The sequence below is a fragment of the Micromonospora sp. DT231 genome (genome assembly GCF_049847025.1).
Lineage (GTDB): Bacteria > Actinomycetota > Actinomycetes > Mycobacteriales > Micromonosporaceae > Micromonospora.
In genome coordinates this window covers 193785-207649 of record NZ_JBNCNO010000010.1, presented here as the reverse complement: position 1 = coordinate 207649, position 13865 = coordinate 193785, and the positions used below count along the sequence as shown (strand labels likewise).

Annotated in this window: 12 protein-coding genes and 1 pseudogene; all 13 read right to left on the bottom strand. The window is 72.0% G+C overall.

Translation table 11 applies throughout. The features are described from left to right. Positions 1–6 precede the first annotated feature (6 nt). Positions 7–393: pseudogene (locus ACPXBU_RS24560) on the bottom strand (hypothetical protein); the annotation flags it as partial. 80 nt (positions 394–473) lie between these two features. Further along, the gene (locus ACPXBU_RS24555; RefSeq protein WP_357251070.1) at positions 474–1280 is read right to left on the bottom strand and encodes a DivIVA domain-containing protein; all 807 of its coding nucleotides are present in this window, start codon (positions 1278–1280) and stop codon (positions 474–476) included. 44 nt (positions 1281–1324) lie between these two features. Then, positions 1325–1630 carry a YggT family protein gene (locus ACPXBU_RS24550; protein ID WP_030334503.1) on the bottom strand — a complete coding sequence of 102 codons (306 nt, stop codon included), beginning with the start codon at positions 1628–1630 and terminating at the stop codon, positions 1325–1327. 31 nt (positions 1631–1661) lie between these two features. Beyond that, the gene (locus ACPXBU_RS24545; RefSeq protein WP_393363369.1) at positions 1662–2354 is read right to left on the bottom strand and encodes a cell division protein SepF; all 693 of its coding nucleotides are present in this window, start codon (positions 2352–2354) and stop codon (positions 1662–1664) included. 189 nt (positions 2355–2543) lie between these two features. Beyond that, a complete protein-coding gene (locus ACPXBU_RS24540) occupies positions 2544–3287 on the bottom strand; it encodes a YggS family pyridoxal phosphate-dependent enzyme (protein ID WP_393363372.1) in 744 nt (247 codons plus the stop codon). Between the two features lie 9 nt (positions 3288–3296). Continuing rightward, a complete protein-coding gene (gene ftsZ, locus ACPXBU_RS24535) occupies positions 3297–4412 on the bottom strand; it encodes a cell division protein FtsZ (protein ID WP_357251061.1) in 1116 nt (371 codons plus the stop codon). 245 nt (positions 4413–4657) lie between these two features. Beyond that, positions 4658–5476 (bottom strand): cell division protein FtsQ/DivIB, encoded by an 819-nt coding sequence (locus tag ACPXBU_RS24530; protein ID WP_425759821.1) that lies wholly within the window; start codon positions 5474–5476, stop codon positions 4658–4660. Further along, positions 5473–7038 carry a UDP-N-acetylmuramate--L-alanine ligase gene (gene murC, locus ACPXBU_RS24525; protein WP_425759820.1) on the bottom strand — a complete coding sequence of 522 codons (1566 nt, stop codon included), beginning with the start codon at positions 7036–7038 and terminating at the stop codon, positions 5473–5475. The genes ACPXBU_RS24530 and murC overlap by 4 nt, the downstream gene beginning before the upstream one ends. Then, positions 7035–8141, bottom strand: coding sequence for an undecaprenyldiphospho-muramoylpentapeptide beta-N-acetylglucosaminyltransferase (gene murG, locus ACPXBU_RS24520; RefSeq protein WP_357556319.1), 1107 nt, complete (start codon positions 8139–8141; stop codon positions 7035–7037). Before murG ends, murC begins: the two co-directional genes overlap by 4 nt. Then, positions 8141–9586 carry an FtsW/RodA/SpoVE family cell cycle protein gene (locus ACPXBU_RS24515; protein ID WP_425759864.1) on the bottom strand — a complete coding sequence of 482 codons (1446 nt, stop codon included), beginning with the start codon at positions 9584–9586 and terminating at the stop codon, positions 8141–8143. The genes murG and ACPXBU_RS24515 overlap by 1 nt, the downstream gene beginning before the upstream one ends. A gap of 222 nt (positions 9587–9808) precedes the next feature. Then, entirely contained in the window at positions 9809–10933 is a 1125-nt protein-coding gene (gene mraY / locus ACPXBU_RS24510) for a phospho-N-acetylmuramoyl-pentapeptide-transferase (protein ID WP_393363381.1), read from the bottom strand. Beyond that, positions 10930–12327 carry a UDP-N-acetylmuramoyl-tripeptide--D-alanyl-D-alanine ligase gene (locus tag ACPXBU_RS24505; protein WP_425759819.1) on the bottom strand — a complete coding sequence of 466 codons (1398 nt, stop codon included), beginning with the start codon at positions 12325–12327 and terminating at the stop codon, positions 10930–10932. The genes mraY and ACPXBU_RS24505 overlap by 4 nt, the downstream gene beginning before the upstream one ends. Beyond that, entirely contained in the window at positions 12324–13847 is a 1524-nt protein-coding gene (locus ACPXBU_RS24500; protein WP_425759818.1) for a UDP-N-acetylmuramoyl-L-alanyl-D-glutamate--2,6-diaminopimelate ligase, read from the bottom strand. The genes ACPXBU_RS24505 and ACPXBU_RS24500 overlap by 4 nt, the downstream gene beginning before the upstream one ends. Positions 13848–13865: the final 18 nt, after the last annotated feature.

Genomic DNA, 13865 nt, shown 5'->3' with positions numbered 1-13865 from the left:
GTCGAACGAGGGCGCGTCGTCGAGCGGCGCGTCAGCGGGCGCGTCGTGGTCGACCGGCGGCGCGGGTGGTTGCCGCCACCCGGTGCCGCCGGTACCGACCGTCGTGGGCACATGCTGGACCGGCACCTCCGGCTCGACCAGCGGCGGCCCGTACGCGACACCCTGCGTGGCCTGGCTGGCCGTGCGGGGTGGGTCGGGTTGCCACCGGCCGGTCCGGCCGGGATCCGCCGTCGCACGGTTGGCGGCTGCCTGACGGGCACCCACCACCAACGCCACGGCGGCCAGCAGACTGGCCGCGATAGAGATGATCAACATGAAGCTGGAGCCACCGGCCAGGCCGAGCACCAGGAGCACCACTGCGACGAGGATGAGCAGAAGACTTGCGACTATCACGGCTCACCCCCGCCGCGTCGTACCGTCCAGACAGGGCCGGCGACCGTCACCATGTGCGGAGAACGATCGCCGGCCGGCGCTCAGCGTCCGGCTTCGAGGGCGCCGGAACGCCCACTGCCGTACGAACCGGCGAGGCCCGCAGCGGCCAGCCCGTTGCCGCCGGCGACCCGGCCTGCCTCGGAGCGGGTCATCTCGGCTTCCAGTCCCTGGCCGCGACCGTCGAGGTCACGCAGCTGGCTCTCCAGGTACGCCTTGAGCCGGGTGCGGTACTCGCGCTCGAACTGCTTGAGCTCCTCGATGTGCTTCTGCAGGGCCGTGCGCTTGGCGTCCAGGCCGCCCATGGCCTCCTGGTGCCGCTGGCGGGCGTCCCGCTCCAGGGCGTCGGCCTTCGCGCGAGCCTCGCGGGTCACCTCCTCGGCCTTGCCACGAGCCTCGGACAGCAGCTGGTCGGCCTCGCGGCGCGCGTCGGACACGTGGTCGTCGGCGGTGCGCTGGGCCATCATCAGCACGCGCAGGGCCTGCTGCTCACCGTCACCGGTGACGCCGCCGGCCGGGCCGCCGGTCGCGCGGACCTGCTCCAGCTCGGCCTGCATCGCGCGGGCAGCCTGCTCGGCCGCCGACTTGTCGCGCTGCACCCGGTCCAGTTGGGCCTTGACGTCGTTGAGCTCCGCCGCCAGTCGGGCGTCGCCGCCGGGGCCCGCGGGGGCACCGCCACGGCCGCCGCGCTCCACCTGGGCGCGCAGCTCGTTGTTTTCCTCGATGAGACGGGCGAGCTCGCGCTCGACCTCGTCCAGGAAGGCGTCGACCTCCTCCTCGTCATACCCCCGCTTGCCGATCGGCGGCTTTTTGAAGGCGACGTTGTGGACGTCGGCCGGGGTCAGCGGCATCGAAACTCCTCGGGTCAGTTGCGGCCGCGAAAGCGCGTCGGTCATCAGGCAGATGCCCTGATCGACGGCCCTAACACGAACTCCATCAGCACGAACAGGATAACCAGGAGCACAAGGGAGGCCAGGTCGATGCTCACGGTACCAATTCGCAGCGGAGGGATCACACGCCTCAACGCGTTGAGAGGGGGATCAGTGACGCTCCACACGGATTCCAATCCTGCCGATGCGCCACGGCCCGGTTGCCAGCGTCGGCCGTACTGCAGGACGGCGCTCAACACGAACCGGGACAGAAGCAAAAGCAGGAAGACATAAAGGATCAGGTACAGCACTTGCAGTAAGATCGACAACACGGTCAGCGACGTCCCTCGGGTCGGGCGGGGGTCAACTCAAACTGAAAAAGCCGCCCTCAGCGATCTTGGCCTTGTCCTCAGCGGTGACCTGGACGTTAGCCGGTGAGAGCAGGAACACCCGATTGGTCACGCGCTCGATCGTACCGCGCAGGCCGAACGCCAGTCCGGCCGCGAAGTCAACCAGACGGCGGGCATCCGCCTCATCCATCTCGGTGAGATTGATGATCACCGGGACGCCGTCGCGGAAGTGCTCACCGATGGTGCGCGCCTCCCGGTACGTGGTCGGGTGCAGCGTGGTGATCTGGTATCGCTGCTCCTCCTCGGGCAGCGCCCGCTCCCGCGACGTGACCTGCGGCGCCAGGGCCAGGTTGTCCCGGGTGTGGTACGTCAGCGCGCCGGACGTCTCGCCCGCCGACGACCTGGTGATCGACCGTACGCTGGACCGCTCGACCCGCTCCGGGCGCTCACTGTCACCACGCTCGGACTCGCTCAACCGCCCGCTCGTCCGCTCGGAGAGTCGACCCCGCTCACTGGCGCGCGACCGGGGAGCCGGCGGCTCCTCGGCGTCGTCCTCGTCCTCGTCGGCGAACTCCTCGGCGTACCGGCTCTGCCGGTACCGCGAGTCGCGGTAGCCACCCTTGTCGTAGCCACCGTCGTCGTAGGCCCGCTCGTCGTCTTCTTCGACCAGACCGAGCCAGACCCCCGCCTTGCGCAGTGCACCCATCCCGCGCCCTTCCGTCCGCCGTGCGGCACGCGCCCCCGTGCCATGTCGCCCGTCGCGAGTGGACAACCATGCCCATCGGACCGGAACCGCAATCCCCCAAGCACGCGATTCGCGTCGCGCGCACGACCCCGACCAGGAGACGCCGCCCCTGAAACAACACTGATGTAATTTGCTTGTCTCGCGGTCAGGCTACCGCAGCGTGGGACGCATTCCGAGCAACGCGCTACCGACGCGGACATGTGTCGCGCCGTATCGGATCGCGATGTCGAAATCTCCACTCATACCCGCGGACAATCCGGTGGCTCCCGGATGGACCGTCCGAAACGCACTGGCGACCTCCGCGAGGCGGGCGAAGGCCCGGTCCGGCTCCCAACCCAGCGGAGCCACCGCCATCAGACCGACCAGACGCATCCCCGGCGCGTCGGCGATCGCCTCGGCCACCGGTTCCAACCCGGCCCCCGGATCGGCCGAACCGGGCAGCGCTCCGCCCCGGGCCGCGTCGCCGTCGATGCTCACCTGGACCATGGCGTCCAGCGGCACCTCCCGGTCGGCCGTCGCGGCCGCCAACGCCCGGGCCAGCCGGACGCTGTCCACGGAGTGCACCGCGTCGGCGTAGCGGACCACCGAGCGGGCCTTGTTGCGCTGCAGTTGGCCGATGAAGTGCCACCGTGGACGTACTCCGGCGGCGGCCACCTCGGCGGCCTTACCGGCCGCCTCCTGGTCGCGGTTCTCCCCCATGTCGGTCACCCCGAGCCCGGCCAACGCCACCACGTCGCTGGCCGGGTAGGTCTTCGTCACGGCGATCATCGTGACCTCGGCGCGGTCCCGACCGACAGACGCGCAGGCGTCGGCGATACGGGACCGGATCTGGGCCAGGCCGGCCGCCAGTTCGGCGTGCCGGTCCGGTCGTACCGTGGCTGAGCTGTCGGTCATCGGCGGTGCTCAGGACCCGTTCTTGAGGAAGTCGGGGACGTCCACGTCGTCGAAGAGCACGCGACGCGGCGACTGGGCCGGTGTCGGGTTGCTGACCGGCGCCGGCACCGGGGTGCTCTGCGGCGCCGGCTGGTTGGTGTTGGTCTTGCGGGTCGGCTCGGCCGCCTTGTACGCCGGAGTGCCGCCGTCGAAGCCCGCCGCGATGACCGTCACCCGCACCTCGTCGCCGAGCGCGTCGTCGATGACCGCGCCGAAGATGATGTTGGCGTCCGGGTGGGCCGCGTCGGTGACCAGCTGGGCCGCGTCGTTGATCTCGAACAGGCCCAGGTCGGAACCGCCGGCGATGGAGAGCAGCACGCCTCGCGCGCCGTCCATGCTCTGCTCCAGCAGCGGGCTGGAGATGGCCGCCTCGGCCGCCTCGACCGCGCGGTTCTCCCCGCGGGCGCTGCCGATGCCCATCAACGCGCTGCCGGCGCCGCTCATCACGCTCTTGACGTCGGCGAAGTCCAGGTTGATCAGACCGGGGGTGGTGATCAGGTCGGTGATGCCCTGCACACCGGAGAGCAGCACCTGGTCCGCCGTGCGGAACGCGTCCATCATGCTGATGTTGCGGTCGCCCAGGGCCAGCAGCCGGTCGTTCGGGATCACGATGAGCGTGTCGCACTGGTTGCGCAGCTCGTCTATCCCCGTCTCGGCCTGCACCTGGCGGCGCTTGCCCTCGAAGGAGAACGGCCGGGTCACCACGCCGATGGTCAGCGCGCCGAGCTTGCGGGCGATGTTGGCCACCACGGGCGCGCCACCGGTGCCGGTGCCGCCGCCCTCGCCGCAGGTCACGAAGACCATGTCGGCGCCCTTGAGCACCTCCTCGATCTCGTCGCGGTGGTCCTCGGCGGCGTTCTTGCCGACGTCGGGGTTGGCGCCGGCGCCCAGGCCGCGGGTCAGCTCCCGGCCCACGTCGAGCTTGACGTCGGCGTCGCTCATCAGCAGCGCCTGGGCATCCGTGTTGATCGCGATGAACTCGACGCCCTTGAGCCCAACCTCGATCATCCGGTTGACGGCGTTGACCCCGCCGCCCCCGATGCCGACGACCTTGATGACCGCCAGGTAGTTGTGCGGAGGTGTCATCTCCGGTCCTTTCCTTCGAGATTGGCTTCGGCCGACCGGTTACGGCGTGGCCAGACCAGCGGCCGACGACAGCTGTCACCAGCGAGGCTCAGAGGTGAACCCTCACCCTCTACTAGAGGCTTACAGTTATGTCAACCACTGTTCCTCTTCGGGGCAACGTAAGCGCCACCGCGCGATGAGCCAAGGACCCGACCGGCGTGTCGCCGAGCCGAGCGGGACGAGTCACCTCCGGTGGCGCTCCCCGGTCAGCGAAAGGTCACCACATCGGGCGCGCTCACGTCGATCCGGTTGGCGTCCTCACCCAGCAGGGCGGTGGCCACCCGGGCCTTGTCCGTCCCCCGGGTCGCGTCGCCCCAGACCACCGTCCGATCCCCCCGCAACCGCAGGCTGATCCGGGCCAACCCCTCCACCTTCAGGTCCACCAACTGCGCGCGGAGCTGCGGGGTCAGCGCGGCCAGGACCTCCAGCGCGGCCCGGGTGCCCGGGTCGTCGGCGGCCGGCTGGCCCACCGTCACCTGCGGCAGATCGGCGGGACGCCGGTCCACCGTCCGGAACGCGACACCGCTCCGGTCGATCAGGGCGAACGCCGCCCCCTGCGGCACCACCGCCACCGGAGTCCGCTCGGTCACCCGCACCACGAGCACGTCGGGCCAGTCCCGGGAGACAGTGGCCCGCTCCACCGCCGGCAGCGCACCGACCCGGCGGGCGGCGGCGGCCAGGTCCACCCGGGCCAGCGGCACCCCGTCCGGCACGCGGACCGCGTCGTGCACCTGGACCGGGGTGACCAGCCCGGCACCCTCCACCCGCACCTCCCGGACCCCGAACAACCCGGTGCCGAGCACCGTCCAGGCGACCAGCCCGGCCAACGCCAGCACCCCGGCCGCCACCGCCCACGGCAGCGCCGCACGCATGCGACGCTGCCGGGCACGAGCCATGAACCGGCGGGTCGAGGGCGGTACCGCGTCGCGACCCGCCCGGACGAGCTGCCACCGCCGCGCCGGGCCACGGCGCGGGGCGCCACCGTCGGCGGCGCTGGTCCGCCCCCGGGCCGGGCCGGGACTCATCCGGCCAGGGGCGCCGCGCCGCCGGGCGCGGCGGTGCCACCGAGAGCCGCTCCGTCGCCGCCGGCCGTGGTCCCACCCCGCACCGAGTCGGTGATCGCCGGGGACGTGGCCGCCGGGTCGACGGTCGCGGTCCGCGCCGGGCCGTCCGTGCGCTCGCCCAGGGCCGCCAGCAACTCGTCGCCCATCAGCGAGATCGGCGGGGCGCCCATGGTGACCACCACGTCCCCGGAACGGGCCCGGCGGGCCACCTCGACCGGCGCCTGCTCCCACGACTCCACGAAGATCTTGCGGTCGGCGGGCAGGTCCACCGCCGCGATCAGCGCCGCCGAACCCTCGCCGGGCTGCCGCAGCTCTCCCGGCCCGAAGACCTCCAGCAGCACCACCTCGTCGGCGATGGCCAGCGCCTCGGCGATCTCCGCCTGGTTGTCACGGGTGCGGTACAGCCGGTAGGGCTGGAAGACGACGATCAACCGTCCGTCCCCGGCCACCTCGCGCAGCGTCTGCATCGCGAGGGTCATCGAGGTCGGGTGGTAGGCGTACTCGTCGTAGACCAGCACGCCGTCCGCGAGACCCTTGCGCTCGAAGCGCCGTCGCACGCCGGGAAAGACCGCGAGCGCCGTCTCGGCCGCCTCCAGCGGCAGATCCAGCAGGTACGCGGCCAGCACGGCGGCGGCGCTGTTCAACCCCATGTGCCGCCCCGGCACCGGCAGGCGGAACTCGCCGAGCGACCGGCCGTCGATCGCGGCCAGGTAGCGAACCCCGCGCGCGGAGGAGACGATCTCGGTCAACCGCAGGTCGGCGTCGGCGGCCTCGCCGTAGGTGAACACCCGCCGCCCCTCGGCGCGCAGGCTCTCGGCCAGCCGCCGACCGCCCGGGTCGTCGGCGCAGGTGATGATGAACCCGTCCGGGTCGGTGAGGCGGGCGAACTCCACGAACGCCGCCTCCAGCGTCGCGTAGTCGCCGTAGGTGTTCAGGTGGTCGGCCTCGACGTTCGTGATGATCGAGACGTACGGGCGGTAGATGAGGAACGAGCGGTCGCTCTCGTCCGCCTCGACCACGAAGTGCTCGCCGGTGCCGTGGTGGGCGCCCGAGCCGACCTCGGAGATCTCCCCGCCGATCACGAAGGACGGGTCCACACCGGCCTGCTGGAGCACCATCGTCACCATCGAGGTGGTGGTGGTCTTGCCGTGGGTGCCGGCGACCGCCACCGCCCGACGGCCGGTCATCGCCGCGGCCAGGGCCTCCGAGCGGTGCAGCACCCGCAGGCCGCGCCGACGCGCCTCGACCAGCTCCAGGTGGTCCTGCGGAATGGCCGACGAGTAGACGACGGTGTCCACGCCGTCGAGGTTGCTCGCCTCGTGGCTGAGGTGGATGGTGCCGCCGAGCGCCCGCAGCCCCTCCAGCGAGGGCCACTCCCGCAGGTCGCTGCCGGACACCCGGATGCCCCGGGTGAGCAGCAGCCGGGCCACGCCGAGCATGCCCACCCCACCCACCCCGATCAGGTGGACGGCCCCCAGGTCCTCGGCGGTGAGCGTGCCGGCCGGGGTGAACTGCGCCGTCATCGGGCCACCGCCGCGATGACGAAGGAGCGCAACGCCTCGTCACCGTCGCGCCGCCCGTACGCCGCCGCGGCGGCGCCCATCGCGTACAACCGCTGGGGGTCGCGGATGAGGGGGATCACGGTGCGCTCCAACCAGTCCGGTGTGAGCTCCGCGTCGTCGACGAGCAGCCCGCCGCCGGCCTCCACCACGGGCAGCGCGTTGCGCCGCTGCTCCTGGTTGCTGTGCGGGTACGGCACGTAGATCGTGGGCTGCCCGATCGCGGCCACCTCGGCGACTGTCATCGCCCCGCCCCGGGCCAGCATCAGGTCGGCGGCGGCGTAGCCCAGCTCCATCTCGGACAGGTAGGGCAACGTCACGTACGGCACCGGCAGGTCGGTGGGGATCGGCACCGGCTCGTTGCGGGCGCCCATCACGTGCAGCACCTGCACGCCGTTGCGGGCCAGCTCCTTGGCCGCCCCGGAGACCGCCAGGTTGATCGAACGGGCACCCGACGAGCCGCCGGAGACGAAGAGCACCGGCAGGTCCGGGCGGAGCCCGAAGTGGGCGCGGGCGGCGTTGCGCAGCGCGTACCGGTCCAGCCCCGCGATGCTGCGGCGCAGCGGCACCCCGACGATCGTGGCGTCGCGCAGCGACTCGGCCTGGCTCGGCTGGTGTGGGAAACCGACGGCGATGTTCTTGGTGAACTTCATGCCCAGCCGGTTGGCCACACCCGGTGGCACGTTCACCTCGTGGATCACCATGGGCAGCTCCCGGCGCCAGGCGGCGAGGTAGGCCGGCACCGAGACGTACCCACCGAAGCCGACGACCACGTCGGCCTTCACCTCGTCGATCACCTTGCCCGCGGCGCGCGCCGCGGTCCACATCCGCCCCGGGGTACGGACCAGGTTCATGTTGACCGACCGGGGCAGTTGGTACGCGGGGATCTGCCGCAGGTCGTAGCCCTGCGGCGGGATCAGGTCGTTCTCCATGCCCTTGGGTGTGCCGAGGCAGGTGATCCGGACGCCCGGGTCGTGTCGGCGCAGGCAGTCGGCGAAGGCGAGCAACGGGTAGATGTGCCCCCCGGTGCCACCTCCCGCGAGCACCACCGAACGCAGCGGACCCATCAGCGTCTCCTCTCGCTCGCCGTACCCCCGCGGCTGCGGTCCTGGCGGACCCCGCGCGGCGCGGCCTGGTCGTCGTGGCGCCGCTCGCGGGACCGGGGCACGGACCCTCGGCCAGCCGGCGGCGGCGTCGCCGGTCGGCGGCGCCGGCCGGGAAGCGGCGGCAACGGGGCCCAGAGTAGTCGGACCCACCGGGCCGGCGGACGGGCATGCAGTGCTCTGGCCGCATCGGGTTCGGCGCGGGCGAAGGACGCCAGCATGCCGATCGCGGCCAACGTCACGACCAGGGCACTTCCACCGTCGGAGATGAACGGCAGCGGCAGGCCGGTGATCGGCAGCAGCTCCACCACCCCACCGATGTTGATCACCGCCTGGCTGACCAGCCAGGTGGTCACGGCGGCGGCGGCGAGCCGGCGGAACGGATCGTCGACCCGCCTGGCGATCCGCAACCCGGTGTACGTGAGGACCGCGAACAGGCTGAGGATGACGACGCACCCGATCACGCCCAGCTCCTCGGCGATGATCGCGAAGATGAAGTCGTTGTGCGCCTCGGGCAGCCAGTCCCACTTCGCGCTGCCCTTGCCCAGCCCGACGCCGAACCAACCGCCGTGCTCGATGGCCAGTCGACCCTGGTAGACCTGGTAACACGGGTCTCCGCACTTGTCCGGCGGCGGTGGGTTGAGAAAGAGCGTCAGTCGCGCCAGGCGGTAGTTGTCCGCGCCCTTCTCGCCGGAGCCGGCGCCCAGCGAGGCCACCGCGATGAGCAGCCCGACGCCGAGCAGACCGACCACGGTCAGGGTGCCGAAGACCCGCATCCGTACGCCGGCGGCCCAGAGCAGACCGACCACCAGGGCCAGCAGGCAGAGCATGGTGCCCGTGTCGTTGTAGCCGACCAGGACGAAGAGCAGGCCCAGCACCGGGAAGAGCGGGGTGGCCAGCTCCCGCCACCAGCCCAGCGCCGCCCCCTTGCGGGCGATCACGTGCGCGCCCCAGAGCACGAGCGCGAACTTGGCCAGCTCGGAGGGCTGCACCTGGATTCCGCCGATGAACAGCCAGTTCAGCCGCGCCTCGATCGGCCCGATCTGCCCGGACTTCTGGCTCGTCAGGCGCGCGTAGGCCAGCAGCAGGTTGAGCACCAGCAGCAACGCGATCGAGGTGAACAGCAGGGGCCGGCCCAGCGAGCGGTAGGTGCTGGCGGGCAGGCGCTGACAGGCCCAGAACGCCCCGATGCCGATCACCGCGAAGATGGCCTGCTTGGTCACCGAGGCCGAGGCGTTGCCGTCCTGGGCGTAGTCCTTCACGCTTGTCGCCGAGAAGACCATGGTCAGCCCGATCAGCAGCAGCAGGCCGGCGCTGGACAACAGCAGGTAGTAGGACGCCAGCGGCCGGTCCAGCAGGCCACGCAGCGCGGCGAGCCCGCCGGCCGCGTCCCACCCGCGCAGCGGCACGGGCGTCGCCGGTTCCGTCGCGCGCGGTGTGGCATTCGGTTCCGGGCCGCGCGTGTCGTCCGGCGGCGCGCCGGCCTCCGCGGTACGCGTCGCGCCCGGTGACCGTCGCGGCCGGCCGGCTGTCCTGTCGTCGGTGCCTGGATCCTCCCCCACCCCGACATCATCACCGCTGAACGCGCCCGAGCGGCCCACAACGACACACCGGGCGTGTCGTCGCGCGGATCAGGTCATGTTGGCGAGGAACTCGCTGTAGAACAGGCCCAGGGCGATGGCCACCCCGATGCCGGCGATGATCCAGAAGCGCACCACGATGTTGACCTCACTCCAGCCGGCCAGCTCGAAGTGGTGCTGTAGTGGCGACATCCGGAACACCCGTTTGCCGGTGGTCTTGAAGGAGATGATCTGGATCACCACGGACATCGTGATGATCACGAAGAGCCCGCCGATGATCGGCAGCAGCAGGATGGTGCGGGTCGACATCGCCATGCCGGCGATCAGACCGCCCAACCCCAGCGCCCCGGTGTCGCCCATGAAGATCCGCGCCGGGGACGTGTTCCACCAGAGGAAGCCCACACAGGCCCCGGCCGCCGCCCCGGCGATGAGCGCGATCTCCAACGGGTCGCGGACCTCGTAGCAGTACGGCTGCGTGTAGTTCGGGTCGGCGCACCAGTGCCGGTACTGCCAGAACGCGATGAGCGCGTACGAGGCCAGCACCATCACCGACGCGCCGGTGGCCAGACCGTCCAGACCGTCGGTGAGGTTCACGCCGTTCGTCGCGGCCATCACCACGAAGATGAAGATGATCACCGCGCCGACCTTGCTGACCTCCAGGAAGTCGATGTCCCGGATGAAGCTCAGCGTCGTGCTGCCCACCGTCTCGGTGTTCGTCGCCACGCCCGAACCGTCGGTCATCGTGCTCGGGAACCACAGCGCGATCACCCCGAAGACCGCACCGACCAGGATCTGCCCGAGCAACTTGCCGCGCTTGTTCAGACCGGCGCTGTTGCGCTTGCGCACCTTGAGGAAGTCGTCGAGGAAACCGACCGCGCCGGAGAAGACCATCAGCCCCAGCAGCACCAGCGCGGTGATGGTCGGCTCCACCTGGGCGATCTGCTTGTCCGGCAGGGTGGTCAGGGCCAGGTGCCCGGCCACGTACGCGATCACCGTGGCCAGGATGAAGACCACGCCACCCATCGTGGGCGTGCCCTTCTTGCCCTGGTGCATGGCGGGGCCGTCGGACCGGATCGGCTGACCGGCCTTGAGCCGGGTGAACACCTTGATCGCGATGGGGGTGCAGAAGAGCGAGACGATGAAGGCCACCCCGATGGCGACGATGACCGCCCTCATCGGGTCGACTCCCCACCGGTGTCGGCGCGCAGGGCGTCGGCCACCTCCCAGGTCCGGTACCGGGAGCCCTTGACCAGGACGACATCGCCCGGTCGTAGCTCGCCTCGCAGCACCTCGACGGCCGCCGCCTGATCGGTGAGCAGCACCGACTCTCCTCCCCAGTTCGCTACCGCTGTCGCGCCTTCGTGGATCGGCGCGGCCGGCTCGCCCACCACGAGCAGCCGGTCGACGCCCAGCTCGGCCGCGAGTCGACCGACCTCGGCGTGGCCGTCGTACTCGAACGGACCCAGCTCGGCCATGTAACCAAGCACCGCGACGGTACGCCGTCCGTGACCCATGCTGGCCAGCGCCCGCACCGCCACCGCCATCGAGGCCGGGTTGGCGTTGTACGAGTCGTCGATGACCGTCACCCCGTCGGGGCGGTCGAAGACGTCCATCCGGCGGGTCGACACCAGCCCCAACTCGCCGAGGGCCGTCGCCAGCTCCGTGAGCAGCATGCCCAGCTCCCGGGCCACCGCCGCCGCGGCGAGGGTGTTGCCGACCTGGTGCCGGCCGGCCAGCCCGAGCCGTACCGGCGCGCGCCCCTCCGGGGTGACGAGTGTGTACGACGGGTGTCCCCGCTCGTCGAGCGTGACGTCCTCGGCGCGCACGTCGGCGTCCGACGCCTCGCCGTAGCGGACCACCCGGGCCCGCGTCCGGCTCGCCATCGCGTCCACCCGCGGGTCGTCGGCGTTCAGCACGGCCAGCCCGTCCGGCGGCAGGGCCTCGACCAGCTCGCCCTTCGCCTGCGCGATGGCCTCCTGCGAGCCGAACTCGCCGATGTGCGACGTGCCGACGTTGAGCACCACGGAGATCCGGGGCGGCACCAGCTCACACAGGTAACGGACGTGCCCGATCCCGCGCGCGCCCTTCTCCATCACCAGGTAGCGGGTGTCCGGCCCGGCCCGCAACGCGGTGTACGGGTGCCCCAGCTCGTTGTTGAACGACCCGGGCGGCGCCACCGTGGCCCCGAGCCGGGTGGTGAGCTGACCGATCAGATCCTTGGTGGTGGTCTTGCCCGACGAGCCGGTCACGCCGATCACGGTCAACCCGGGCAGCCGGTCCACCGCCGCGCGGGCCAGCCGGCCCATCGCGGTCAGGGCGTCGTCGACGAGCACCATCGGCACCCCGGGCACCTCGCGGCTGCCGAGCACCGCCACCGCCCCGGCCCGGACCGCCGTCACCGCGTAGTCGTGCCCGTCGACCTTCTCGCCCGGAAAGGCCACGAAGAGCGAACCGGGCCCCACCTTGCGCGAGTCGAACTCCACCGAACCAGTCACGGTGGCGGCCGGATCGGCGCCCACCAGCCGCCCGTCGACCGCCGCGGCCACCTCGGCCAGGCTCAGCGCGATCATCGCCGACCCGCCAGGTCTCCGAAGCGGGCCCGCAGCGCGTCGGCCAGCTCGACGCTGTCGTCGAACGGAAACACCTCGCCCGCCACCTCCTGGCCGCGCTCGTGCCCCTTGCCGAGCAGCGCGATCACGTCGCCCGGCTCGGCCAACCGAACCGCCTCGTCGATCGCGGCCCGCCGACCGGACACCTCGATGATCCGGGCGGCCGTGCCGGCCCGGTACGCCCCGGCGAGCACCTCGGCGCGGATCTCCGCCGGATCCTCGGTACGCGGGTTGTCGTCGGTCACCAACACCACGTCGGCGCCCTCGGCGGCGGCAGCGCCCATCACCGGCCGCTTGCCCCGGTCCCGGTCCCCGCCGGCGCCGAGCACACAGATCAACCGGCCGACGCTCAGCTCCCGCAGCGCGGCCAGCACGGCCACGATCGCGTCCGACTTGTGCGCGTAGTCGACCACCCCACGCACCGGCCCGACGCTGTCGACCAGCTCCAACCGGCCGGGTACGCCACCGCAGGCGGCCACGCCGGCCGCCGCGGTCACCGGGTCCACCCCGGCGCCCACCAGGGCGGCGATGGCCAACAGCGCGTTTGCCACGTTGTGCCGGCCGGGCAGCGCCACCCCGGTGGAGAGGACCACACCGTCCGGGCCGTGCGCGGTGAACCGCTGGGCGTACCCCTCGCCGCCCACGCCGTCGGCCCACCAGGTCGCGCCCCGGTCACCGGCCGCCGAGTAGGTGACGGTGGCCGGCTTGTGCAGCGGCTGCAACGCCGGGTCGTCGTGGTTGAGCACCTCGACCGCGCAGCGCCCGTCGAAGAGCTGGGCCTTCGCGGCGAAGTAGTCGTCGCTGTCGGCGTGGAAGTCCAGATGGTCGGAGCCGAAGTTGGTGTAGCCCCCCACGGCGAACCGGACACCGCCCACCCGGCCCATGGCCAGCGCGTGGCTGGAGACCTCCATGACCACGGCGGTGACCCCACGCTCGCGGGCGGTGGCCAGCATCGCGTGCAGGTCGGTCGCCTCGGGGGTGGTGCGCACGCTGTCGATCACCAGGTCACCGAGGCGGGTCTCCACGGTGCCGATCAGCCCGGTGGTGTGTCCGGCGGCCCGCAGCCCCGACTCGACCAGGTACGCGGTGGAGGTCTTGCCGGCGGTGCCGGTCACGCCGATCACGGTGAGCGCGGCGGTCGGGTCGCCGTAGACCGCCGAGGCCAGCTCGCCGAGGACCGCGCGGGGGTCGGGCACCACCAGGGCGGGCAGACCGCTCGCCGCCGCCAGCTCGGCGCCGGCCGGGTCGGTCAACAGGGCCACCGCGCCGGCCTCGGCCGCGCCGGCGGCGAACTCCGCGCCGTGTCGACGGGCGCCGGGCAGCGCCGCGTACAGGTCGCCGGGGCGGACCTCCTGGCTGGCGTGGGTCGCCCCGGTGACGGTCACCGTGGCGGCGTCCGCCGGGAGGTCGACGGCGAGCCGGACGGCGAGGTCACCGAGCCGGACTCCGGTCACGGTACGTGGACGTGGATTGCCAGGCACGGCGTCAGACCCTACCCG